The sequence below is a fragment of the Schaalia sp. ZJ405 genome (genome assembly GCF_011038885.2).
GTDB lineage: Bacteria > Actinomycetota > Actinomycetes > Actinomycetales > Actinomycetaceae > Pauljensenia.
In genome coordinates this window covers 2140736-2164517 of record NZ_CP064952.1, presented here as the reverse complement: position 1 = coordinate 2164517, position 23782 = coordinate 2140736, and the positions used below count along the sequence as shown (strand labels likewise).

14 protein-coding genes are annotated in these 23782 nt (G+C 57.1%); 6 read left to right on the top strand and 8 right to left on the bottom strand.

Going from position 1 to position 23782, the window contains the following annotated elements; genetic code table 11:
* Positions 1-2 precede the first annotated feature (2 nt).
* From G7Y41_RS09270 to add, 4 genes are all read right to left on the bottom strand, one after another.
* Positions 3-1697: an anchored repeat ABC transporter, substrate-binding protein gene (locus G7Y41_RS09270; protein WP_165316388.1), complete on the bottom strand. Its 1695-nt coding sequence runs from the start codon at positions 1695-1697 to the stop codon at positions 3-5.
* Positions 1694-6004 (bottom strand): TIGR03773 family transporter-associated surface protein, encoded by a 4311-nt coding sequence (locus G7Y41_RS09265; RefSeq protein ID WP_165316389.1) that lies wholly within the window; start codon positions 6002-6004, stop codon positions 1694-1696. Before G7Y41_RS09265 ends, G7Y41_RS09270 begins: the two co-directional genes overlap by 4 nt.
* 198 nt (positions 6005-6202) lie before the next feature.
* On the bottom strand, positions 6203-6940 hold the full coding sequence (locus G7Y41_RS09260) for a YaaA family protein (protein ID WP_165316390.1): 738 nt from the start codon (positions 6938-6940) through the stop codon (positions 6203-6205).
* 108 nt (positions 6941-7048) lie between these two features.
* Positions 7049-8059 carry an adenosine deaminase gene (gene add / locus G7Y41_RS09255; RefSeq protein ID WP_165216720.1) on the bottom strand — a complete coding sequence of 337 codons (1011 nt, stop codon included), beginning with the start codon at positions 8057-8059 and terminating at the stop codon, positions 7049-7051.
* Positions 8060-8338: 279 nt separating this feature from the next.
* On the opposite strand from add, the gene G7Y41_RS09250 reads away from it, so the two are divergent.
* From G7Y41_RS09250 to G7Y41_RS09230, 5 genes are all read left to right on the top strand, one after another.
* Positions 8339-10411 carry a BCCT family transporter gene (locus G7Y41_RS09250; RefSeq protein ID WP_231367285.1) on the top strand — a complete coding sequence of 691 codons (2073 nt, stop codon included), beginning with the start codon at positions 8339-8341 and terminating at the stop codon, positions 10409-10411.
* A gap of 173 nt (positions 10412-10584) precedes the next feature.
* Positions 10585-11616 carry a siderophore ABC transporter substrate-binding protein gene (locus tag G7Y41_RS09245; protein ID WP_165216716.1) on the top strand — a complete coding sequence of 344 codons (1032 nt, stop codon included), beginning with the start codon at positions 10585-10587 and terminating at the stop codon, positions 11614-11616.
* Complete coding sequence (locus G7Y41_RS09240) at positions 11603-12811, top strand: ABC transporter permease (protein ID WP_231367284.1); 1209 nt, start codon at positions 11603-11605, stop codon at positions 12809-12811. The genes G7Y41_RS09245 and G7Y41_RS09240 overlap by 14 nt, the downstream gene beginning before the upstream one ends.
* Positions 12811-13920 (top strand): iron chelate uptake ABC transporter family permease subunit, encoded by a 1110-nt coding sequence (locus G7Y41_RS09235; protein WP_165316391.1) that lies wholly within the window; start codon positions 12811-12813, stop codon positions 13918-13920. The genes G7Y41_RS09240 and G7Y41_RS09235 overlap by 1 nt, the downstream gene beginning before the upstream one ends.
* Positions 13917-14687 carry an iron ABC transporter ATP-binding protein gene (locus G7Y41_RS09230; RefSeq protein ID WP_165316392.1) on the top strand — a complete coding sequence of 257 codons (771 nt, stop codon included), beginning with the start codon at positions 13917-13919 and terminating at the stop codon, positions 14685-14687. Before G7Y41_RS09235 ends, G7Y41_RS09230 begins: the two co-directional genes overlap by 4 nt.
* Before the next feature lie 302 nt (positions 14688-14989).
* Here the strand turns inward: G7Y41_RS09230 and G7Y41_RS09225 are convergent, their stop codons facing one another.
* Entirely contained in the window at positions 14990-16000 is a 1011-nt protein-coding gene (locus G7Y41_RS09225; protein WP_165216709.1) for an ATP-binding protein, read from the bottom strand.
* 528 nt (positions 16001-16528) lie between these two features.
* On the opposite strand from G7Y41_RS09225, the gene G7Y41_RS09220 reads away from it, so the two are divergent.
* The gene (locus tag G7Y41_RS09220) at positions 16529-17941 is read left to right on the top strand and encodes a sodium:proton antiporter (protein WP_165316393.1); all 1413 of its coding nucleotides are present in this window, start codon (positions 16529-16531) and stop codon (positions 17939-17941) included.
* Between the two features lie 139 nt (positions 17942-18080).
* Here the strand turns inward: G7Y41_RS09220 and G7Y41_RS09215 are convergent, their stop codons facing one another.
* The 3 genes from G7Y41_RS09215 to G7Y41_RS09205 form a co-directional block, all read right to left on the bottom strand.
* Entirely contained in the window at positions 18081-19937 is a 1857-nt protein-coding gene (locus tag G7Y41_RS09215) for an MFS transporter (protein WP_165316394.1), read from the bottom strand.
* Positions 19938-20218: 281 nt separating this feature from the next.
* Positions 20219-21682, bottom strand: a complete 1464-nt coding sequence (locus G7Y41_RS09210; protein ID WP_196819506.1) for a peptidase U32 family protein — start codon at positions 21680-21682, stop codon at positions 20219-20221.
* A gap of 295 nt (positions 21683-21977) precedes the next feature.
* Positions 21978-23750 carry a hypothetical protein gene (locus G7Y41_RS09205; RefSeq protein ID WP_165316368.1) on the bottom strand — a complete coding sequence of 591 codons (1773 nt, stop codon included), beginning with the start codon at positions 23748-23750 and terminating at the stop codon, positions 21978-21980.
* Positions 23751-23782: the final 32 nt, after the last annotated feature.

The following is a 23782-nucleotide window of genomic DNA, read 5'->3' as shown; positions in this document are numbered from 1 at the left end:
TGTCATACGTTGTTTTCTCTCTTTTCTGGGCTGTGAGGCGTTGACTGCTGTGCTTCGTGCCCACCTAAACAGCGAGCAAGTGAGCGAGCATTGAAACGCATCATGTCGACATATGTGGGTGCCTCGGCGTCAAGGGTGTCACCGTAGAGGGGGCAGATATCAATACCGTTTTCAGCGGCGACTGTCTGTAAAGTCGACGGACGACGTGCGAGCTGCGGTTCCAAGAAAACTGCCGGAATTTTCAAGTTCTTAATTGCGGTCACCAGTTTCTTGCGGTCACTAATAGAAGGTTCAACCGCAGGGTTGGGCGCAACGAAACCCGCCACGTTCATCCCGTAGGCATTTGCCAAATACCCGTAAGCATCATGCGTTGTCACTAAGTGACGGCGCTCTTGGGGGATGGATGACAGCATCGAGGTCATATATGCGTCAACATCCTCTAGATCACGCAAGTATTCTTCAGCATTCTGTCTGTAGTCATCGGCATGTTCAGGATCGCGCTCAATGAAACGATCACGTAAAACACGCACGTAGGCAGCTGCATTATGAACGTCATGCCACAGATGAGGATCAATTTCCCCGTGGACGTGCTTGCCGAGGACGGCCTGCGGCAGGAGGTAAATATCTTGCCCCGGTGAACCCAAGAACCGGAAACCCTTCTGTCCGGGAACCTGTGTCAGCGTACGCGTAGGAATGTCAACGACCACGTCATCTAAGGACACAGCAGCCAGCCCGGTGACTTTCGAGGCGTGAGGAACCTCGGGAACATCGAGTGGATTTGCCCCATCCTTTGTGCGGTCAACCATCAGGTCAACGGTGTGCGCATCAAGGTCAACAGTGAGGTCAGCGTGTCCTGATGTCAGAACTTGACGTCCCATTGTGCGGGCAACCTGAGCTGCATCCACTCCGACAGCGCACACAAGTTTCGCCGTGCCGATGTGGATAGGTGGTTGTCCCTGCGCCGTGCGCAGCGCTGCCGTGACATGAATGGTGTAGATGCCGGGCTGTGTAAAAGCCCAGCTCATATGCTGGTGAGCATCTGCCGGGAGCGTCGTGGTGTCTTTCGCATACCCTGTTGATTGATCAAATCCGTCAGATGAGGCGAAACCTATTTCAGGGACACCAAAAGTTGTTGTCAGGTAGCCGGCAGCATCTCCGGGACCGTCAACGGATGTGACGGTCAGGTCGATTTCCGAGGCGCGGGTGGCACCGTGCTGGCGACCTTGACCGGCAACCCTCATCCCGAGCCACACAGTGTCGAGTGCGCGGTCTTCCACGAGAGGAAGAATCGTTGCCCCTTGCTTCGCAGCTTCCTCAGCTAAAGACACTGAAAGCGCATCAGCAGGCAGATTCGCATCCAAAGTTTTAATCAGCGAATGTTGCTCCAGCATGAGGTAGTTCGTGACGGCAATATCAGCGTAGGCAACATCGCGGATACCACGCAGTGAAGGTTCCCAGCTGTGGGGGTCAGCGCCCTGGGGAACAAGCTGGCTGACCTGCACATGGTCGCCGCCGACATGCCGCGCAAAATCAGCGAGTATCCCGGTGGTCGTGACGACTTTCAGCGGGCGCTCCCCGGCAGACGCAGATGTCGGTATCTGTGAACTACACGAAGCCAACAGGCATACGCTGAGGCAGGTGCTGATCACCCACGCACACCGTATGCCTGTTGACTTGAGTATTCGCGCTGAACTCATTTCGTGTCAGTCACTCCAGCGGCTGATGAATGAGCCCGGCGACGACGAAGCATCAATGCCGCAGTGCCGACGATGAGGAACAGCCCTGCACAGATCATGCTGTCGCGTACCTCGGCGCCGGTTGTTGCCAGCGCACATTCTTCACCGCTGGGGGTACGTCCCACGGTTTCTCTCACCATCGGCAGACCATTCGGACCTTTTTCACCCGTCGCGGTCAAAGCTGATCCATTGCCGCTTCCACTGCCGTTAAGTTTCTCCCCACGAGGCTTGACCTTCATCGAAAGCGTGACCTTGTAGGTTCCTGGCTGGGTGAAAACCCAGTTCTGATGCGCATGAGTATTCGCCGGCAAGGTGTACATGGATCCGGGGGCGTCGAAAACATGTGTGCCGACACCTGACCCGAGGGCACCCGCATTAAACACTGCAAATTTTCCAGGGCCGTTGACAGACTCCAAAGTGAAAGTGACACCGCCTCGGGTTCCGTTGACGATTTCTTCACGTTGACTGTTCAGGCCCAGCCACGGGACTCCCTGGATCTGCGTCGAAGGAATCATCCACACATCCGATCTTGTGGATGCAACAAACGACAATGCAGCTGGTGCTTTCAGCTGCGCGGGGCTGCCCACAGCGAAGACCAGTTGAGCCGGGTCAAGCCAACGTGAAGGCTGCTGACGGTCGTCCTTGACGCGCGCAAGAACCGTCTTGTTTTCAATGGCAGGACCAAGATCAAAGTGTCCATCAGATGCGTTACCACTTGCTCCCGGCCCCACATTGAACGTCAGTGTGGTACGCGCTGTATTAGCGGCAGCCGATGGCGCCTTACTCAAGGTTGCAGCCTCTTCAGCGGTCGCTTCGCGTGTAATTGTCGTGGGAAGACACACTTCCGTGCCCCGGTCAGGTGCAGGTGTTTCGGAGTTTTCATTTCCCTGCGCCTCAGGCATCGGTCGCACAGTGTTTTCGGTGCCGGTGTTTTCCGCACCAGTCTTTTCGGTGCCAGTGCTTTCTGTACCAGCGTTGTCCGCACCGGCGTTGTCTGTGCCAGTGTTTTCCGTATCAATGCGCGGCAAAGGTGCTGGAACAATGTCGTCGACCGAAGTATCCGTAGGTTTCTCATTGTTGTGGGCGCTCACGTCACCGACATCAATGGTGTATGTGCGTGTTGTTGTTGTCGCTGTTCCTTCATTACCAGCGCTGCGCAATCCGCTTGCCATCGTTGGGCGCGTTGCGTGAGCTGTCACGGTGAGTGTGTAGCGTCCTGGCTCGGTAAATGCCCAGTTCACGTGAGTATGCGCAGGGAAGTCCTGGAGGATCTGTGACCCTGTGGGGTTCATTTCGTAGCCGCCAGATGCTAAACGTGACTCCGGTCCGCGCAAAGCGTCCTGAATCCACATGAGGATTCGACCGTTCGTGGGTCCCTTGTAGGACACGTCAAATGTCGCCTTCGTGTAGCCCGCAGCTTTAATTCCCTGCGTATTCCATCCCGGCCACAACAGCTTCGGATCTTGCGTTTGCGGCAAAATCCACGCTTTCTCTACTCCTGCCAATGGCTCAGGCCAATCTGATGAACCAGACTGTTTCGTCCTCTGAGCGCTGTCTTTGACCTTCAGGAGAACTTTTTCTGGTTCTCGCACGGTGCCAACTGCTGTGACATCCTCTTTCAGCATCAGGTTGAGGTTTCCCCTGCTATCAGCAGTGAGGTTCAACATGTCAACGTGTCCGTGGTCAAGGGTGACGGCGAACTGTGAGTCGCTACCGGATACCTTCGGATTCTCGGCATCATCATGTGGCCGAGGTTTCTCCTGATGGGAGGCATCGGGGGTATTGCCACCCGGGGTATTGCCCGGGGTGTTGCCGTTTGTGGAATCGCCATCCGAGGAACCATCCGGGGTATGGCCCGGCTCCTCAGCTGAGGATCCGCCATCCGAAGAGTTTCCATCCGAGGAGTTACCGTTCGAGGAACCGCTATCCGAAGAGTTTCCGTTCTCAGTGCCAGGAGCAGGTTCTTCCGGGGAGTGCAGGAAGTCTTTCCCGCAGGCTTGCTCGATGGCCTCGTCACCGACCGCATAGTAGAGGGCGTGTGAGCCGTAGGACTGAGCAAACCATCCGCTGTCTTTGGTGTAACGAGCCAGGAAAGAATAGCTGGCCCGATAGATCCCCGGGGCATTAAAGCTGGTTGCCATATGCATATGCTCAGGCCCCGTAAAGAACAAGCGTGCGTGGTCATTGTGGGAATCGAGGAGCTTCTTCGATCCATCCATAATGTTGGACTGCCACAGAATCATCCGACCTGGTCCGGTGTAATCTTCGATCTCCGTGAGAACACCGACCGTGTCGATCTTCGAGTAATCCATTTTTTCGGTGTTCATCCCCAGCCACGGGAGATCTTTCTTCTGGATTTCCGGCAGCGTCCAGACTTTCGTTCCTTTAGGGCCAAGAGCTGTGAGCACCGCGCTCATTCGTTCAGCCGTGACGCGGTGAGAAGCTGAATCAGGCACAGGTACCACCACGGTGTTGCTCTCGCGCACGACGCTGCGAGGGCCTGAGTCATCAACCAGCTGCGCTGTCACTCGGCCATTTGATGCGGTAGAGGCAGCGAGGTCGTAGTGGCCTGGAGCTGCGCACACATACTGTCCTTTGGCGGGCAGGTTCGCATTTTCCGCGTCGACCTCGTCAGTTGCTTCGTCGGACTCAAAGAGGTTGTCGTCCTCTGTGAATTTTTCGGTGGGAACTTTGATGGTGTCACTCGGTGTTGTGCCCTCGGGTAGTTGCACGTCACTGTCGGTTCCCACGAGCCATTCCACCGCGTATTCATCGGAAGTGAGCGAGGCGCCGTCCTTTGTTTGCGCGGTGACAAACCATGTCGCGGTGTAGCGCCCGGGTGCGGAGAACGTCCAGTTGTAGTGTCCGTGTGCTCCGGCAACCAGCGGCATCGACTGTTTCTGTGGATTCGCAGAGTTCAGGTCTTCCTGAGCGAAGGTTCCTCCGCCGTAACGCCACACTGACATCCACCCGGGGCCCTTGACTGACTTGAGGTGGAGTTTCAATGTGTAGGGATTCACTGAGTCGGGCATACGTCCTGACCCTACGCCCGCCCACACGGGACGGGAGCCTTGGTAGTGCTGTCCAGGTGCATTCCAGAGCACGTCGCCGGGTTTTCCGAGGAAGGAGAGGATATTCGATTTCGGGAGTTTGATGCGCGATACTTCGCGTCCGGTTTGTGAGTCAGCGTCAGGTCCCAGACGCACAGCAACAAGGTCGTGGGGACGCAAGGTGCTTCCGTCAATGACCCCTACTGCGAGTTCCTGGTTTTCTTTATCCCAGTACACGTGTGCGGCATCAACGTGTGTGCGCAGCAGCATTTCTTTTCCGCTGACGGGGTCTTTGATATGCGGTTTCGGTGCTGCAATGCTGGGGACGTCACCGGTGAATTCATCGGAATCATCCGCGTCGGCCTCGTCTCCTTGAGCTGAGGGCTGCGAGGGTGTCCCTGTTTCATCGGGGCGAGATTCGGGTGCGCTTGGCTGTGAGTCGCCCGTCGCGCCCGCTGCGTCTGAGGGCTGGCCGCTGGGGGAGGGTGTTTCAGTTGCCTCGGCTGCGGGCTGCTCTAAAGATGAGGCCCCTTCTGCGACGACGACGGTGTAGGTGTGTCCGACCTTACGTGAGTAGCCCCCTCCCTGGTCTTTTTTACCGAGGGCTTGGACATTGAGCGTGTATGTGCCCGGTTTGGTGAAGATCCACGTGGTGTGACGGGCCTGCTGGCCTGTTTGTTCCAGCCACGTTCCTGTAGAGTCAATTTCGTAGCCGTCGTTTGAATCTTCAGCTAGAGACACGGGCTGAGATTTGTCATTGTGTCCATAGGCAAAAACACGGCCGTCTGTGGGTCCGGTGAAGGAGACTTTGACGAGGGTGACGCCGTAGTAGGTGCTGCGAGTTGTGTCCCAGAAGAAAGCGGGGCTCTCGTCCGTGTTCTGCGATGCGGTGACGTACCCGGCAGGCAGTCCCTGCGGTGCCCCCTGATGCGTGGTGGTGTAGGCGCTTTGAGGAATTTTCAGAGCAACTTTTTCTGGCTCATACGTCTTCCCCGCGGCTCTGACTCCTAAGGAAAGGTAAGGAGTTGACTCTTCGTTGACCCCGCTAGCCACGTCGAAGATACTCACTTTTCCTGAGGAGATCGTCTCTTTTTCGGCAGGAGCTTCAGCGAAAGCCATCAGTGGTTGAGAGGCGATGATCACAGCAGACAATGCGCATACGCTCATGAGCGAGCGCAGGAGATGTTGTCTGGGGCGCGACAGGATCCGTAAGGTCATGGCTGTCTTTCTAGATGAGAATGATAACGATTCTCATTTAGATTAATGTCTTCATTCGTCACGCGTCAAACGCCCCGCGGCCTTTTCCTGCGGGTCAGGGGAAAAGGTGAGCAGCTTAACCCTTCAGCCTCGCCACTAGCGGACGCCCCGACCGTGGGCGGCAGATACGCGGCCTCGTCTTGCGCGCGGGGAAAGGCTCTACTCCGCCTTTCGCGCGAAGGTCAAGAGGGACGAGGACGACGCGGCTTCCACCAGCCGGTAGCCGTCCGTATCGAAGTTTCTCGCATCCTCGACCCGCATCACTCGATGCGTGATCATGTAGGCAACGAATTGGCCGCGCGCTTTCTTCGCAATCGTCGAGTGGCGTTTTGCCCGGTCACCGTGAATCTCATAAAAGTCCAGGTCCACCCACCGATAGAGGTCCGGGTTCAGGAGGGAGGAAAACTCATCGCTCGCGGCGTTGAAAATCACCTCATCCCTCTCGAACGCGGCGGGGTAGTGAGCTGTCCAGTGGCGTTTGAGAGAGACACCGTTGATGGGCAAAGACGTGGTGAAGTCCAGGCGATACGGCTTGACTGGAGTGAACGGGGAGATGGGACCGTAGAGAGCTGAGAGGATCCGCAGGTGTTTGGCCGCATACGACGCTTCGGCAGCATCAAGCGCTAAGAAGTCGGGTAGCTGTGCGCGCATCCATCGGTAGGCCAAGCCGTTGTACATGCTCAAAGCAGGGTAGGTTGTCGGCTCTGAAAAACCGGCGATGTACCCCTCGACTTGGGCAAGCTGTCTGTTGTTCAGCTTGAGTTTGCGTTGCAGGTCAGAGGCAGATAAAGACGTCAGAGCGTCAACGATGGCGGCACTTTCGGTGCTGAGACTCCACTCCTCATTGAGTGGATGATCAAGGCTCATGTCCTTTGCCGGCGAGAAAATGATCTTCATTCCTGATCCTCCATCAAAGCCAACCGAAAATGCCCGTGCGGACTGACGGACGCGAACCCCACTTAACGCGCGCAAGGTCCGCGTCCGTCCTCGTTAATGACCGACACCTCAGTGAGAGGCAACGAACTCCTCGAGGGAAGCCAGCATCTGCGCCTTCTCCTCATCGGATGCCCACGAAATCTCAATGGAATTGCGTGCCAGCTGCGCGATCTGCGCCTCGTTGAGCCCTTCCTTTTCCGCCAGAGCCAACAGGTTATCGGCCACATACCCACCGAAGTACGCCGGATCGTCGGAATTCACCGACACCTTGACGCCCTTGCCCAGCAGCTCGACAATCTCCTTCCCCTTCATGTCGTCGGTGACGAAAGAGTTCGACACGGGGCAGCACGTCAGGCCGATGCCGCGCTCGCGGACCAATTCAACGAGCGCCGGATCCTCAACAATGTTTGTGCCGTGGTCGAGGCGCTCTGTGCCCAGCTCGGTCAGGGCCGTGCGAATGTTGTCAATGGAGCCCACCTGATCGATGTCGCAGTGCATGGTCACGCGCAGACCGTTGTCCTTGGCCAGTGCGAAACATTCAGCAAACTTCTGCGGGGGATTATCGCGTTCATCGGAATCGAGTCCAACACCGACGAACATGTCCTTGTAGGGCAATGCCGCTTGGAGGGTTTCCAGTGCGGACTGGGCGGACATGTCGCGCAGGAAGCAAAGAATGAGATCGGCGCTGATCCCCTGTGCGCGCGCCTCCTCGATAGCGCGGTAGTAGCCGCGGATCACCGTTTCAATCGCGATGCCTCGTGAGGTATGGGCTTGCGGGTCAAAGAAGCACTCCGCGCGGACAACACCGTTGTCTTTCGCGCGGGCAAAGTAGGCGGCCCCCAGGCGGTAGAAGTCGTCCTCGTCCTGAAGAACGTTCATTGCCGGGTAGTAGACAGCCAGGAATGATGTCAGCGAATCGAACTGGTAGGACGCCTGAACTTCCTCGACTGTGGTCTGGCCGATGTCGATGCCGTTCTTTTGTGCCAGCTCAAGTTTGAGGTCGGGCTCCAGCGTTCCCTCGAGGTGAAGGTGGAGTTCCGCTTTGGGGATGGAATAGGCAAATTCGCGTGAGACGGTCACGTGTGCTCCTAGTGTGAATTGGCGAGGACGAGTCCGGCTCGCATGAGCCGGACGGAGTGTGCCACGACCCAGGTTGGATAGTGACGTGCACCATTCTTGCACTCCGCACCGTCAATACCGAATGTGTGGCACCCACGTTTCGGCTCACATCAAGGCGAGGCAAAAAGTGCTGATCAGGATAGATTCTCGGTATCTTCTCGGAGGCTCTTAACCGAGCGATTGGCTCCCGATGTCGATAGGGTGAGCAAGTCCCCTCGTACACGACAATAAGGGAAAGCTGTGAATCAACCGAAGAACTCTCTGAGTTCGGTGTCCAAAGACCTGCCGGAGCGAACCGACAAAGGTTCTGAGGCCAGCATGACGACAGATAGCCTCTCCACAGTGGCTGCCAGTGACGGACCAACCGTCTATCAGCCGAAGAAAGGCGGACGCGCCCCAAGCGGTGGATCACAGGCGTATTCCCGGACTTTCATGCGGGAAATCTCGGAGTATCCGCACGGAATCCACCCGGCGCTTGTTCCCGGTGTATCGATCGAAGATCAGAAAGTCCGCTACGGGCTAGACAAGGGAATCATCGCTGTTGTCGGGGTGTTTGTCGTTGGATTCATCGTGTGGGGCGTTGCAGCTCCGCATCAGGTCTATGACGTGACAACAGCTGCGCTCAACTGGGTGATGACCAACCTCGGGTGGGTTTTCTCCGTTGTCGCGATCGGAATGGTCCTGTTCCTGCTGTTCCTTGCGTTCACAAAATACGGGAAAATTCCGCTGGGCTTGGATGGGGATGCCCCTGAGTTTTCCACCGGATCCTGGGCGGCGATGCTTTTCGGTGCGGGTATCGGTATCGGCATCATTTTCTTCGGCCCGCTTGAGCCGCTGACGCACTACGTGTCACCGCTTCCGGGGATGTACGAGCCGGCGAGTGTTGCTGCGGTCAAGGGCGCGATGGTGCAGTCAGCCCTGCACTGGGGAATTAACGCATGGGCGATCTACGCGATCGTCGGCTTGGCAGTGGCGTACGTGTCGTATCGACGAGGACGAGTTCCCTTGATGAGTTCAATCCTCACGTCGCTATGGGGTGGCGACTCCAATTCGTTGGGCGCGCGCATCATTGATGGACTGGCAATTGTTGCCACCCTCTTCGGTACTGCCGCATCTTTGGGAATTGGTGCTCTCCAGATTGGACGGGGATTTCAACTGGTGACGGGGTGGTCCACCGAGGCCAACACAATCGCGCTCATCACGATCATCGTGTTGACTATTGGAACAATTATTTCTGCGGTTTCCGGTGTTTCCAAAGGAATTCGGCTTCTGTCGAATATCAACATGGCGCTGGCCATCTGTCTGGCCGCTTTCATTTTCCTTGTTGGGCCCACGGTGTTCCTTGCGAACATCATTCCCGGTGTCATCACGGAGTACTTTGCTGAGCTCCCACGAATGCTTTCGGCAACAACTGCGGACTCGCCTGAAATTCGGGAGTTCCTCAGTTCGTGGACGATCTTCTACTGGGCCTGGTGGGTGAGCTGGGCACCCTTCGTCGGGGTGTTTGTGGCGAAAATTTCCAAGGGGCGAACCATTCGTCAATTCGTTTTCGGTGTGCTCTTGATCCCGTCAACGATCATCATTCTTGCATTCACGATTCTTGGTGGAACTGCGATCTGGTTGCAGCGCGAATACGGTGAGTTGATTCCCGGAAATGACCCGCTTCAGATTCCTCCCGCACAGGACGTCTTCTTCCTCGTCCTCGATTATCTTCCCGGGCACCAATTCGTTGCCCCGGTCGTCATGGTCATGCTTGCGGTGTTCTTCATCACCAGCGCAGATTCGGCGTCGCTGGTCAATTCACAGCTGTCTCAGAAAGGTAATCCGAACCCGAACCGACTGATCACGGCTTTTTGGGCGATCGCAATGGCGGGGATCGCGGTTGTCATGCTGCTCATGGGTGGTCAGGATGCCTTGCAGGGCCTCCAGAACCTCATCACGATCACAGCGCTTCCCTTCAGCGTCGTCATCATTTTCATGGCGATCGCTCTGTATCGAGAACTCCATACCGATCCGATGGTCATTCGCTATTCCTTCGCTAAGGCTGCGGTGTCCAACGCGATCGTTCACGGCATCGAGGAACACGGAGATAACTTCGAGATCGCTGTGGCCCCGGTTGAGCCGGATTCAGATCGCGCAGCGGGTGCGGACTTTGATTCGACGGCTGAGGAAGTCACCGAGTGGTACACGCGGACTGACGAGGACGGAAACGTTGTCGAATATGACTATGAGGCCGGCGAATACGTCGAGGATGAGGATCAGGTAGATGGTCGCGCTCAGACGGAATCAGACGAAAGAGGTGGGTCATTGTAGGGGTGGCGACGAGGGAGCGCATCAGTAGGTGACGCTGGGGTGTGATGGACCCCGCTCTTTGCGTTCTCGTCTTGTCGAGGGTCGAAAAAATTTCTTAGTCTTACCTTACTTAGGTTTCGCTTAGTAACGATATGCGAACCTAGGTGCAACGTGTCATGACGTAAAGGAAGACCATGAACAGGAAGATGACAACTGTCGCAGCCCTTGCAGCCACGGCCTGCATCGCCCTGACGGCATGCGGATCAGGCGCTCATTCTGCCGACGACCAGTCCACCAACGCCCAAAGTGACGCACAGATGCAAAGCGGCGGAAACCACGATATGTCGGGTCCGATCACTGTTGAAACCAATAGTGGAGAGGTCACCGTTAACCGCCCCGTTCAACGCATTGCAGCGCTAGACAACCGAACGTTCGAGGTCCTCGAAAAATGGGGGATCTCCCTGGTTGCCGCGCCCAAACGCCTCGTCCCCTCGACTGTGACGGCATTCTCCGGTGACGACGTGGCAGACATCGGCACGCACCGCGAACCCAATTTGGAGGCCCTTGTTGCCGCCAAGCCCGATGTCATTATTTCGGGCCAGCGGTTTAGTCAACATGACGAAGATATCGCTGCACTCACCCAGGGCGTGCCCCTGATTGATCTCGAACCGCGCGATGACCAACCCTTCGACAAGGAACTCATTCGCCAGGTGACAACCCTGGGGAAGATCTTCGGAAAAGAAACAGAAGCGCAATCCCTCGTTGACGATTTCACTGCGGCGCTCGACCGCGCGAAGAAAGCCTACGATGGCACGTCAACAGTGATGGCACTGAACGTATCCGGCGGAGAAATTGGCTACGTCGCTCCGCATCAGGGACGGACCTTCGGTCCGCTCTTCGACTTGCTTGGCCTCAAGCCCGCACTGGAAGTTGCCGGCTCCTCCGACTCTCACACAGGTGACGATGTCTCCGTTGAGGCTATTGCCGAGGCGAATCCTCAGTGGATCTTCGTCCTCGACCGCGACGCAGCCATCACTTCTCAGCAGGACTCCTACACCCCGGCACAGTCCGTGATCTCCGAGAACGCTGCCCTGGCCAACGTCAAGGCCATCACCGACAAGCATGTCCTCTACGCACCCAAGGACACGTACACCAACGAATCGATCATCACCTACACGGAGATCCTCAATTCCATTGCTGACGCCTTCGCACGTGCGAATTCCTGAAACACTCGCGCAGAGCCCACACGCTCCTGCGAGCAGTGACAATCAGGAACTCCAAGCCACGATGTCCCGCCGGGAAACTCTGACACCGTCCCGGCGGGGCATCCGCCTGCCCTCGATCGACTCACAAACCCACGCCGAACACCCGGTGAGCGGTCGGGGAGACGGTGCGCGCTCGTCCTCGTTCATTAGGGTGAACGAGCATCAGGAGCAGGCGCGCGTGAAAGATGGGCGCAATCAACGAGGACGAACCCCGCATCCGATGATCTTTGGCCTGGGGATTCTTCTCGTCATCGGGCTGCTCGGGCTGAGCCTGGCAACAGGTGAGTACTCGATCCTCTCCCGGGAGGACGGTTGGAAAATGTTCCAGACCGTGAGGATTCCACGCACCATCGCGCTCGTGCTGTCAGGAGCCGCGATGGCAATGTCGGGCCTGGTGATGCAGATGGTCACCCGCAACCGATTTGTTGAACCAACAACAACGGGAACAACGGAATGGGCGGGGCTTGGACTACTCGTCTGCCTGGTGCTTTGGCCCCACTCGAGCATCCTCGTCCGCATGAGCGTCGCCGTCATCTTCGCTTTCGTGGGGACGGGGATCTTCTTCGCGCTGCTCCAACGCGTGTCCCTGCGTTCTTCCCTCATAGTGCCGATCATGGGCATTATGCTCGGGTCCGTCGTCAGTGCGATCTCAACATTCTTCGCTCTGAAAACCAATGCGCTGCAAAGCCTGGGTATCTGGTTCCAGGGGTCCTTCACATCCGTGTACGCGGGACAGTATGAGGTGCTGTGGTTCGTCCTCGTTGTTGTTGTCCTGGTTTTCCTCCTGGCCAACCATCTGACCGTCGTTGGCCTGGGGCAGGATGTCGCAACAAATGTTGGACTGAACTACCGGCAGATGATGCTCGCGGCAATGGCTCTCATCGCCGTTGCCACCGGAGTCGTCACAGTCGTCGTTGGGTCGCTCCCGTTCCTCGGACTGATCGTGCCTAACCTCGTATCCCTGATCATGGGAGACAATCTGCGAACCAACCTCCCCTGGGTATGCCTGGCCGGCATCGCCCTGGTCACCGCGTGCGACCTCGTGGCGCGCACACTCATCTCGCCCTTCGAGATCCCCGTTGCCGTCATCCTCGGCATGATCGGTGCGATTGTGTTCCTCGTCCTCATTATCCGCCGAGCGGGAGCGGGGGCCTGATGTCAGCGAAAATCCTTGACAAGCACGCGACAACTGCTGGCGCCGCGGATCCCTCAGCGCGACCTTCTCAACAGCGGACCGTGAGTGAAGAGTCAGGGGGACGAGGACGAACGCGATCCGACGCGTTCCCCACTGCCGAAGCTCAACGCCGCTGGTGGGGGTATTTCATCGTTATGTCGGTCTGTGCCCTGGTGTTCAGCGGGCTGCTACTCACGTGGAACAATCCGGTGCCACCTGGGACAACGGGGTTCTGGCTGATCGCGCAGCGGCGTGCATGGTCGCTTCTGGCAATCATTGTTGTTGCCGTGTGTCAAAGTTTTGCGACCATCGCATTCCAAACGGTCACAGCGAATCGCATTATTACGCCCTCGATCATGGGGTTTGAGTCGCTCTACCGTGCAATCCATACAACAACGATCTTCTTCTTCGGCGCGGCAGGTCTGACCGCGGCGCGCACAACCACGACCTTCGTGGGTCAGATCATTCTCATGGTGGCGCTCTGTCTGCTGCTGTACTCGTGGTTGTTGACGAATAAACGAGCGAACGTTCATGCGATGCTCCTCATCGGAGTTGTTCTGGGAACGGGGCTGGGATCCCTTTCAAGTTTCATGCAACGCCTGCTCACCCCCAGCGAATTCGATGTGCTCACAGCCCGGCTCTTCGGCAGCGTCAATAACGCCGACCCCGAGTACTATCCGATCGCGATTCCCCTGGTTCTTGTTAGCACTGCGGGACTGTACGCGCTGGCCCGCACGCTCAACGTCCTGGCCTTGGGGAGGGAAACAGCGACTGCGCTGGGAGTCAACCACCGGGTCTACTCAATCGGCGTACTTGTCCTGGTATCCGTCCTCATGGCGACATCCACGGCCCTGGTCGGACCAATGACCTTCTTTGGGTTCCTCGTGGCCACAATGACCTACATCTTCGCCGACACCTTCGATCATCGCTACCTGTTCCCCATGTCAGTTGCGTTAGGAGTTTGCGTGCTCACGGGCGCGTACTTCGTGATGAACCACGTTTTTGACGCTCAGGGAGTTGTCTCAATCCTGATTGAACTCGTTGGTGGAGTGACGTTCCTCGTGGTGATCTTACGAAAGGGGCGCCTGTGATTCGCCTGGACTCGGTGCAGAAAACCTATGTGTCTAACCGCCAGAAAACAACGATTGGACCCGTTGACTTAGTGATCCCCGCAGGTGGGATCACGGCGTTCATCGGCCCCAATGGGGCAGGTAAATCCACTCTGCTGATGATGGTGGGACGCCTTCTCGATATCGACGAAGGCACGATTGACGTTGGCGGCTATAACGTGGCCACTTCGCGATCGAAGGACCTGGCAAAGGTGGTCTCCATTCTGCGCCAGGACAATCACTTCGTTTCCCGCGTCACAGTTCGCCAGCTTGTGGGTTTCGGTCGTTTCCCTCATTCACGAGGACGACTAACCGTCCACGACGAGAACACGATCTCCCGATATATCGACTTCTTCGGATTGGGTGATCTCGAGGATCGTTTCCTCGATGAGCTTTCAGGTGGTCAGCGTCAGCGAGCCTACGTCGCGATGGTTCTTGCCCAGGAAACCGACTACGTGCTGTTGGATGAGCCGCTCAATAACCTCGACATCGCGCGTTCCGTTGAAATGATGCAACATGTGCATTCTGCCGCGCGGATGTTTGGCCGGACGATCGTCGTGGTTCTCCACGATGTGAACTTCGCGGCTCGCTACGCCGACTGGATCGTTGCCCTCAAAGATGGAGCGGTGAAGTACCAGGGCACTCCCCAGCAGATCATGGACGGTGATGTTCTCACGGACATTTTCGACACTCCGATTTCGGTGATCGACAGTCCGAATGGCCCGCTTGCATCCTATTGCTGGTTGTAGCTTGCGGCGCTTTCGTGTTCGTCTCTTAGCCGGTGGGTGGCGTGCCTCCTATTGCTGGCTGTCACGATGCCCTTGAGAGGTTGAAGGTTAAAGAAAGAAGAGGTTACTCTCACGCTACTCTAACGATGCTCTAACATCTTTAGAGTAGTTTTTCGGCCTCGTTTTCCTCGGTGTTGTGCGTGGGGAAATCGTTGTTATGACGCAGAAAACTCGATGCTCGAGGGAGTCGATGCTCGCGGGGCGGGGAGGCTACTCTAACGTTTACTCTCAAGAAATTTAAGAGCAGATGTAAGAGTAGATTGCTACCTTGTCTTCCAGCGCGCCCGTGGGTCACGAGGCGTCTTCCCTGTGCTCGAGATGAGGCGGTTCTCCTGGAGGCGATGAAGGTATCGCAGCGCGGTGGGCCGGGAAACTCCTACAACATCAATGATTTCTCCCGTGGACAGCCCATCGCCATGATTTCGCAGGGCATTGAGAATGGACTCTCCTGTTGCTCCGATATCCTCTTTCACGTCCTCGGGAAGAGAATCAGTTGCGCGCAACGTCAGCCGCACTGAGTGAGATGTCTGTTCGTAGATGGGATCCGTGAGTCCCTGTCGGCGCATTTCGTCAAAAATTCGCCGAATCCCTTCGCCGAGTTCCTGAGTGATCCCGAGATCAGCGAAAACGCGTGCGATACGGGGGTTTCGTGCGTGGCGAGCGATATCGAGTGGTTTACGGGGGTCAACCAAGCCTGGGAAGCGCCCGGGACTGGTGATTTCAACCCGTGAAGGGAAAACTTCGATTCGGATGTGATCGCCGCTCATCGAATAGGAGCGATGAACGACGGCGTTAACGAGGCCTTCAAGCCATGCGTCACGCGGAATCATCGAGATCGTTCCGAAATGCCCAGTGCTATTCAACGCTCGGCGTGAGGGAATAATCTTCTCAAGGACTCGGGTCGCTTCTTCAATCTGTTGAACTAATGACCCTTCAATCCGCAGATCGCCGTCAGCAGCGAGGTTCTGTCCCATTCCGGAACCTCGATCATTGTCGATGTAGTGAAGGATTCGGATGTAGGCGCTGGGAAAGTAGAACTGAGGCGCTGAGCCAAAGAGAAGCTCAGCGGCAACCGTTACTTCATGATCCGGGGTGAGGAGGGATCGGGCTCTCAGCATCAGTTCTGGAGAGCGAGACCCGAGTATGTGCTGATAATTCGACGTTGCTTCAGGTGAGAGATCCGCCAATGTAGCGCGGCAGGCCATGCCGTCGAAAGGCTGAGGGCCACGGTCATATTCGAGCTCCTGGCGCTGGTGATAGCTAAATTGCGACATCGTCGGTGTCGATAGATGTGATCGCCTGCTCGATATCAGAGGGCCTCATGAATCTACTCTAACATCTTTAGAGTAGTTTTTCGGCCTCGTTTTCCTCGGTGTTGAGAGTGGGGAAATCGTTGTCATTGTGCAGAAAACTCGATGCTCGAGGGAGTCGATGCTCGCGGGGCGGGGAGGCTACTCTAACGTTTACTCTCAAGAAATTTAAGAGTAGATGTAAGAGTAGGACGCGCAGGAGGACGCCTGAACTGTCAGTTGGCTCCTCGGTGTGTTTGACAGCCTCAACAGGGTGTATCCACCTGTGACAGATCAGGTCACGAATTCGGACAGACACGGTTGGTGGATTCGCCTTTTTGGTAGCCTTGAGGAAGATTGTTCGCTTGAATCCTGCGTGGCAATGTGGGCTCTCGAGGTCTGTGAACAACGGTTCTGCACCGATGCTCGGTGCGGTCTGCCGGAGCCAACGCTCCGGAGTTAACTAACCTCCGGAGCGAAATAATTCATCATTGAAAAATCCAAGGAGGCATTGTGCACCTTGAGTGGTGGTCTGTTCTGCCCTTCGCTGCGATGCTTGCATCTATCGCTGTTTTCCCGTTGATTCCTGCGACGACGCACTGGTGGGAAAAAACATCGAGCCAGCTCAGCGTTGCCCTGATTCTCGGGATCCCTGTAGCAATCTGGATGTGGATCGCTTTGGGATGGGAGCCGGTGTTTGCGGCGGCTGTTGAATACGGTCAGTTCATCGCGCTTCTTCTGGCACTCTTCGTGGTGTCTGGAGGGATTTTCCTCAAAGGAGACATTCAGGCAACACCACGCAACAACACGATCTTCCTGGGGATCGGTGGAGTGCTGGCTAGCTTTGTCGGAACGACGGGGGCTGCAATGCTCCTCATCCGCCCGCTGCTCAACACGAACTCAGAGCGTAAATATCGGGTTCACACGGTGCTTTTCACCATCTTCATCGTCGCAAACTGCGGTGGTCTGCTGACACCGCTGGGTGACCCGCCGCTGTTCCTTGGATTCCTGCGCGGGGTGCCGTTCACCTGGACGTTCAACCTGTTCCCCGAATGGCTATTCGTTAACGCCTTGCTTCTGGTTTCCTACTACGCCGTCGATTGTCACTACCATGCGAAGGAACCCGTTGCCAATGTGATGGAAGACCGGACGCATATCGAGCCGCTTGGCCTGCGTGGCGCGACGAACCTCGTGTGGTTCGCCGTCATTATCGCGGCCGTTGCTTTCGCCCCATCCGTTGATGTCCACGCCATTGAGGAAGGGCACGCGGTTCTCACAGACTGGATTCCAACCCGAGAAATCATCATGATCGCTGCCGCGGCGTGCTCGTATTTCTTCGGAAACCGAGAGGTCCGATTCAAGGACAACCAGTTCGAGTGGGGTCCAATCGCCGAGGTTGCGGCACTGTTCATCGGAATTTTCTTCACGATGATTCCCGCGCTCCACTTCCTTGACGAGGTTGCGGGTAAGCTGCCGCTGGGTAAAGTCACCTTCTTCCTCTTCACGGGCGGCCTCTCCTCGGTGCTCGATAATGCCCCAACGTATGTCACCTTCTTTGAGATGGCCAGTCAGATCACCCCCGAAGGTGTCGCTACGGTTGCCGGAGTGGCCGAGGCCTTCCTGGTGTCCATTTCATTGGGTGCGGTGTTCTGTGGCGCAATCACATACATCGGTAATGGACCGAACTTTATGGTCAAGTCGGTTGCAGAATCCCGCGGCGTGACTATGCCGACTTTCGGCGGTTACATCGTCCAGTCGTTCAGATACCTGGTTCCGGTCCTCGCCGCGATGGTATGCCTCTTCATCGCGGATCAACTGTGGGCGAAGATCCTTGGCGGCGTCATTGTCGTTGCTCTTCTTGCACGCTCTGCGGTGCTGATTGTCCGGTCTCAGCGTCGGGAAAAGGTCTCCAGTTCAGACGCGTGATCACACCCGGGGGCGCATCTACTAGCGCCCTCGGGAATGAACACGTCCCTAGACTTTCAGAGGGGAACCTTCTGATTGGCTCTACTCCTCGGACAAGTGGACACGTCCCCAGGCTCTCAGAGGGGAAACCCCAAAAAGACTAAACCTCGGGCGTAGCTTCCGTTTCGGGAGAGGGCGCGGCCTCGTCCTCGTCCCCAGATTCTGAATCTTCAACTTCAGCAGCGAGGCGGGCTTCTTCAACAGCTGCCCACGCTGCCTGCGTCATCGCCTGAGCCCTGCGCAAATCCGCTCGGGCCTCATCCTCAGCTTCGATGGCGACGGCGAGTTCAACTTTCGCTTCCTCGACACTTGGCTGCTGGTCCAACAAACGGACCGGGACCTCTGCGAAGAGTTCCTCGACATCAAGCTCGGGGTTCTCCTCCTGGGTTTCTACAAGCTCAACGGCCTCTTCGACGCTGGCCACCGACGGCATCGACCCCGGTAGAGGCTGGCGCGCCGACTCACGCAAGAAGAACGTGGCGACAAACCCGATGAGCGAGGTAGCAATCACCCAGAAAGCGGGGGCGAGGTCGTTGCCGGTGAACGTCACCAGCGCCTCCATGATCAGGCCCGCCGTACCACCGAAAATCGCAACGGCAGCGTTGTAGGCGATCCCCATGCAGCCGTAACGCGACGCAGTGGGGAACTGGGCGGGCAGCGTTGCCGCGAGATTCCCCATGTACATCGCCACTGGAACAGCCAGGAGGAACAGACCAAGAAGCGTTGACCATATCGCCCCGTGAGCCATGAACATGAATGCGGGAACAGCCAGGATGACGGCAGAAAACGCCGCAGTTACCAGCACAGCGCGCCGTGAAGTATGGTCCGAAATCCACCCACACAGCGGAATCGCAAACGCCACTAACACGAGAATTGGCAGGGTCAAGAGATTGCCGTGAATCGGGTCGTAGTGGAGCGTTGTCGACAGGTACGTCGGCATGTACGACGTCAGTGCGTACCCCACTGTGTTGGCCGCGGCAACGAGGAAGAACGCGGTGAGCAGTTCGCGCCAGTAGTTCCGCAGCAGAGCGAGAACGCCGCTGGGTCCTTCGTCGGTTGCAACAATTGCGTCTTCGATCTCGCGAACTGCGGGAGCTTTCTTCTGGTTCCCCGATTCATCAACGATGTCCTGAGATTCCTGGAAAGCGGGAGTATCCTCAATTTTTGTTCGGAAGAACAGGGCAATGGCACCCAAAGGCAGCGCGATCATAAAGGGGATTCGCCACCCCCACGAGTTCATGAACTCTTCGGTGACGGTCAGCTGGAGCACCGATACCAGGGCCGCGCCGGCGGCGAAACCCATGTACGATCCCCAGTCCAGGAGAGCCGCGTAGAAGCCGCGTTTCTTATCGGGCGCATATTCGGTGATGAAGGTTGTTGCGCCCGCGTATTCGCCACCCGTTGAGAAACCCTGGATGAGTTTCAGAGCAATGAGGAGAATCGGCGCGGCAACACCGATTGCGGCGTAGGTCGGGAGAATACCGATGAGGAACGTCGCGATCGCCATGAGCATGAGGGTGTATGCGAGGACTTCCTTGCGTCCCAACCGATCCCCCAGCTGCCCAAGGATCACGCCGCCCAACGGGCGAGCAATAAATGTCACGGCGAAGACACCGAGGGAGAACATATTCTGAATGTGTCCGTCGGCATCGGGAAGGAACTGCTGGCCAATGATGACGGCGAGGTAGCCGTAAACACCGACGTCATACCATTCCATGAGGTTGCCAACAACGGAGCCCGCCAGGGCTTTCTTCAGAGCGGATTCCTCGACGACGGTGACATCATCCACGCGCAGACGCCGCCGGCGGCGAAGCATCATGAGCCGCCGCTTCTCTGCTTTGCGTTCGGCCTTGCGAGCCTGAGCAGCATCGCGGTGTCGTGTCGACTCTTCGCGTTTCTGCTGGGCTGTGATGGTGGGACTGATATCTCGGGTTTCTTCGCCTGCCCGTTGCTTCATGTTCTTCTTTCTTCAGTCGTGCACTATGTTCGCATCACCAGGTGCTTTTGACCCTACCCGCGTCGTTTTCTCAGCGCGCGTTAGCGCGGCCAATGCCACATCTATGCAGATCGGCAAGGATTTGGGGGACGAGGACGAGCGGCGCAGCTCGCATCGGAAACCCGGGTGAGCTTCTCGACGGCTCCCGTGGCGCGGGCACCGGGCGCCGTTGAAATCCCGATACTCCGTTGAGACCCGATATCCCAGCGCGCGGGGTCTTGAGGAACAGCCAGCTGCCAGTCTTAACGCTTTTGTGCGACCCGTGCCCGAATCATCGCTCCCTCGGGAATACGAATGTCGCAGGGAATACCGTAGCGGCGCGCCGGATTATTGATCTCCGCAACTGGACATCCATCGGCGTCAACAAGCCCATCACCTGGGACAACGAGCGTCGTCGGCGCACAAAAAGGCGCAAGAAACTCAATAGTCATTCCCGGGGTGATCTTATTCTTCGCCAGGAACTCAACCCGTGCGTGAACGTCGTCGTAGCCGGTAACAGTTCCCAGCCATCGCCACTCATTGATATAGCCACCGCGTTCGATTGCCTCGCTCGCGGGAGCATCGGGAAAGTAGAACCCGGTGGAGTATTCGCGGTGCGTGACCTTCATCGGTTCATCGCGCAGCCACTGCGGCAGGCTTACCCGTCGAAGACCCTCGCCCCTCGCATCGTCAACGACATCTCCGTTCGCCTGCGTGTCCTCGTCGTAAGCTCCGGGGGACGAGGACGAAGATGCTCCCAGAGGCGTTGCTGCGGTCAGGGCCGCTGCCTCGGGAGTGAACAACGAGGACCCCCGGTGAGGCTGACTCAACGGGCGGAGGGGGAGTCCGTCCTCGTCCTCGTACCCGCGCTGACGCATATATTCCGTCACCGCGCATTTATACGCATTCGTCATCGAGGCCACGTAGTAGGCGCTTTTTGCCCGGCCCTCGATCTTCAAGCTGGTGACACCCGCGTCGAGGATTTCGTCAACGTGTTCAATAAGGTTCATGTCCTCGGAATTGAAAAGGAACGTCCCATCGCCGGTGACTTCGACGGGGAAGAACTGTCCCGGTCGTTTCTCTTCGACGACGTGGTACTTCCAACGGCACGACTGCGCACAGTCCCCGTGGTTGGCGTCTCTTCCGGTCGTGTGCTGGGAAATCAGGCAACGCCCGGAAAAAGCCATACACATCGAGCCGTGGACGAAGCATTCGATATCGATGTCGCTTGGGACATTCTCTCGGATCAGACGGATGGATTCCAGATCGAGTTCGCGCGCGAGAACGATCCGTGATGCGCCGAGCTGAGCGAGTGCCTGAGCCGCCTGATGATTCGTCACTCCCGCTTGGGTGGAAATGTGGACTTCGCAGTTGGGAGCGTACTGGCGGGCAGCCATGAGAACGCCAATGTCGGAGACGATGAGCGCATCGACACCGATTTCTCCGAGCTGCGCCATATAGCGGTTCATCTCGTCCACCTCGTGAGCTGAGGGGAGAATGTTACAGGTGACGAAGAGCTTGGCCCCGCGCGCGTGCGCATAGTCGAGGCCCTCGGCGAAGTCCTCAAGGGTGAGGTTCTTCGGTGCAGTGCGCATCCCGAACTGTTTGCCACCCGCGTAAACGGCGTCCGCCCCGAAATCGACCGCAACTTTGAGGGTGTCGAGGGTGCCCGCCGGAGCGAGGACCTCGGGTCTGCGACGTCGAATCTGCGGGTAGTCACTGGTCACGGGGCACTGTTCCTTGAGTTGAGTACTGAGTCTCAGAGGCTGACAAGCTCGAAGAGACGCTGTTCATGCCGCTATTTTACGGGGCCTATGCGGGGGATGTTGTGTCCGTAGCTGAGCGATGATTCAAGGCTGTTGACGCGTATCCGCTGACCTCACGACGTGGGCACTAGCCCCCCCTACCTGGTGAAAAACACCGGTGGGGTGAAACCCATTGAGAGTTTCACCCCACCGGTTGCATGATCTGTGAGTGTCATCCACTCACGTGGTGATCATGATAGTGATGCGTGAGTGCGGATCAGTGCTTGCGACGACGCAGGAGCACAAGGCCGCCCGCACCGGCAAGGAGAGATGCAGCCAGGACGCTTCCTTCCAGAGAAACACCTGTGCGCGCTAAGGGGCGCTTACCGGAGTGTGTCTTCTTGGACGGAGTCTGAGACTGATCCGGGGTGCTCGGTGTCGGGTCTGGAGTTCCGGGTGTTGGATCCGGGGTGCCCGGTGTTGGATCCGGGGTGCCCGGCGTTGGATCCGGGGTGCCCGGCGTTGGATCCGGGGTGCCCGGCGTTGGATCCGGATCCTCCGGTGTCGAGCAGTCGGTGCCCTCGGGCAAAAGAACCTCGCGTGTTTCGGTGGTCACTTCTGGTTCCTCAGCCATCCACTTGAGGGACTCTGTGCTCCACGTGAAAGCTGTGGTTGTCATGGTCCGACTCTGCGAAACGGAAGGGGACTCACAGCTTGGCTGTTCATCGGACCACTCAGTGGTTGTTGTGACGGCATCACACGTGGTGTTTGACATCACCATCTGCTCGGTGAAAACCATTGGCAACAGCTGCTTGGAGTTCTGCGGATCGTACTTTTCTCGGTCGAGTCGAACCGAGACGTTGAAGGAGAACGATGACTTTGCAGGAAGAGCTCCAATCGTGAATGTCAGGGATTTACCGTCTTCTGAAATTTTCGGAGTAGCCATGTCAGTGACGGCGTTTGTGTAGCCATTTCCTTGGAGCTGTCCTGCGCCCGGTGTTTTCACATCATTGATCGAGTCTTGGACGAATGTGGCATTCTGGTGAATGGTTGCCGTGTAGGTTCCGCCTTGGAAGTCCTTGTCAACCGCTCCGTAGAAGCGCATCGTTGCGGTCTTTCCATCGACCTTCCATCCATCGGCTCCCAGGCCCCATCCGTCAGCATTTACTTCACCCCATCCCTCAGCGGAAGAATTCCAGTCCTTACCGAATTTCTGGCGCAGGGTGATGTCGTTGCCGTAGGGGCTCCACACGGTGCGGCCGACAAGGGCAGCCTGGCATGTGCCTAGTGCTGGTGGTTCGGGCAGCGGAGGAAGTTTCTCAGGATCAAAGGTGCAGGTTCCTTCACCTTCGGCGTAGGCACCTTGGAGATGTGCGGTTGCCACGTACCTGCCGTTAAGGTCCCCGGTGCCTTCGAACTGAAAAATCGTTGCAGTGCCCTTTGCGAGATCTTTCTTGAGCGTGAGGGTCCAGATATTGCGCTGAGCATCGGTCTGCTGGGCGCTCATGTGCTGTTCCGACAGCCACTCCCAGTTGTAGTTCGAGTAGGGTTCGCCCCACCCTTTCAATGACTGATCAATCGTCTGATTTGGCTTTTCGTAACTCCGACGATTGAACTGGGTCTGCCCCATGTCATCGGGCAAATCAATAGTGATCGTCGTCCCGGCTTTGAGTGTGTGATCGGTGGCGAGTGGATAGCGCCACACCTGTCGTTGATTAGCAGGGGCACCGGGAATAAAGAAATGGTTTACCTCGAAAATACCGGGGCCGCCGAGAGCAGGTGTTACCTCGCTGATGTACCCGCCATTGGAATAGTCGGTGTTTTCTCCGTTGAGTTTCTTCATGAGGTTCGGGTATTCCGCGTCCTCATTCGTCAGATTCCGGTCGAGGACGGCGTCAGCCTTCCAACTGACAATGCACCCCTCAGACTGAACTCCACTGACAGTTCCAGGATTCGTTGCGTGAGCGGGGAAGGAGACGAGGACAGCGGAAAGAAGGACAGCTGCCGCTGATACCCCCGTTGCTCTCATGAGATGTCGAGACAGATTCATGTGACTCTTTCTTTCTGTACTGATCACTGATG

What these genes read in the sequence shown, in the direction of transcription:
- G7Y41_RS09245 (WP_165216716.1), top strand. Translation starts at nt 10,585, where the DNA reads ATGAACAGGAAGATGACAACTGTCGCAGCCCTTGCAGCCACGGCCTGC.
- G7Y41_RS09205 (WP_165316368.1), bottom strand. Translation starts at nt 23,750, where the DNA reads ATGAATCTGTCTCGACATCTCATGAGAGCAACGGGGGTATCAGCGGCA.
- G7Y41_RS09225 (WP_165216709.1), bottom strand. Translation starts at nt 16,000, where the DNA reads ATGTCGCAATTTAGCTATCACCAGCGCCAGGAGCTCGAATATGACCGT.
- G7Y41_RS09260 (WP_165316390.1), bottom strand. Translation starts at nt 6,940, where the DNA reads ATGAAGATCATTTTCTCGCCGGCAAAGGACATGAGCCTTGATCATCCA.
- G7Y41_RS09235 (WP_165316391.1), top strand. Translation starts at nt 12,811, where the DNA reads ATGTCAGCGAAAATCCTTGACAAGCACGCGACAACTGCTGGCGCCGCG.
- G7Y41_RS09270 (WP_165316388.1), bottom strand. Translation starts at nt 1,697, where the DNA reads ATGAGTTCAGCGCGAATACTCAAGTCAACAGGCATACGGTGTGCGTGG.
- G7Y41_RS09265 (WP_165316389.1), bottom strand. Translation starts at nt 6,004, where the DNA reads ATGACCTTACGGATCCTGTCGCGCCCCAGACAACATCTCCTGCGCTCG.
- G7Y41_RS09215 (WP_165316394.1), bottom strand. Translation starts at nt 19,937, where the DNA reads ATGAAGCAACGGGCAGGCGAAGAAACCCGAGATATCAGTCCCACCATC.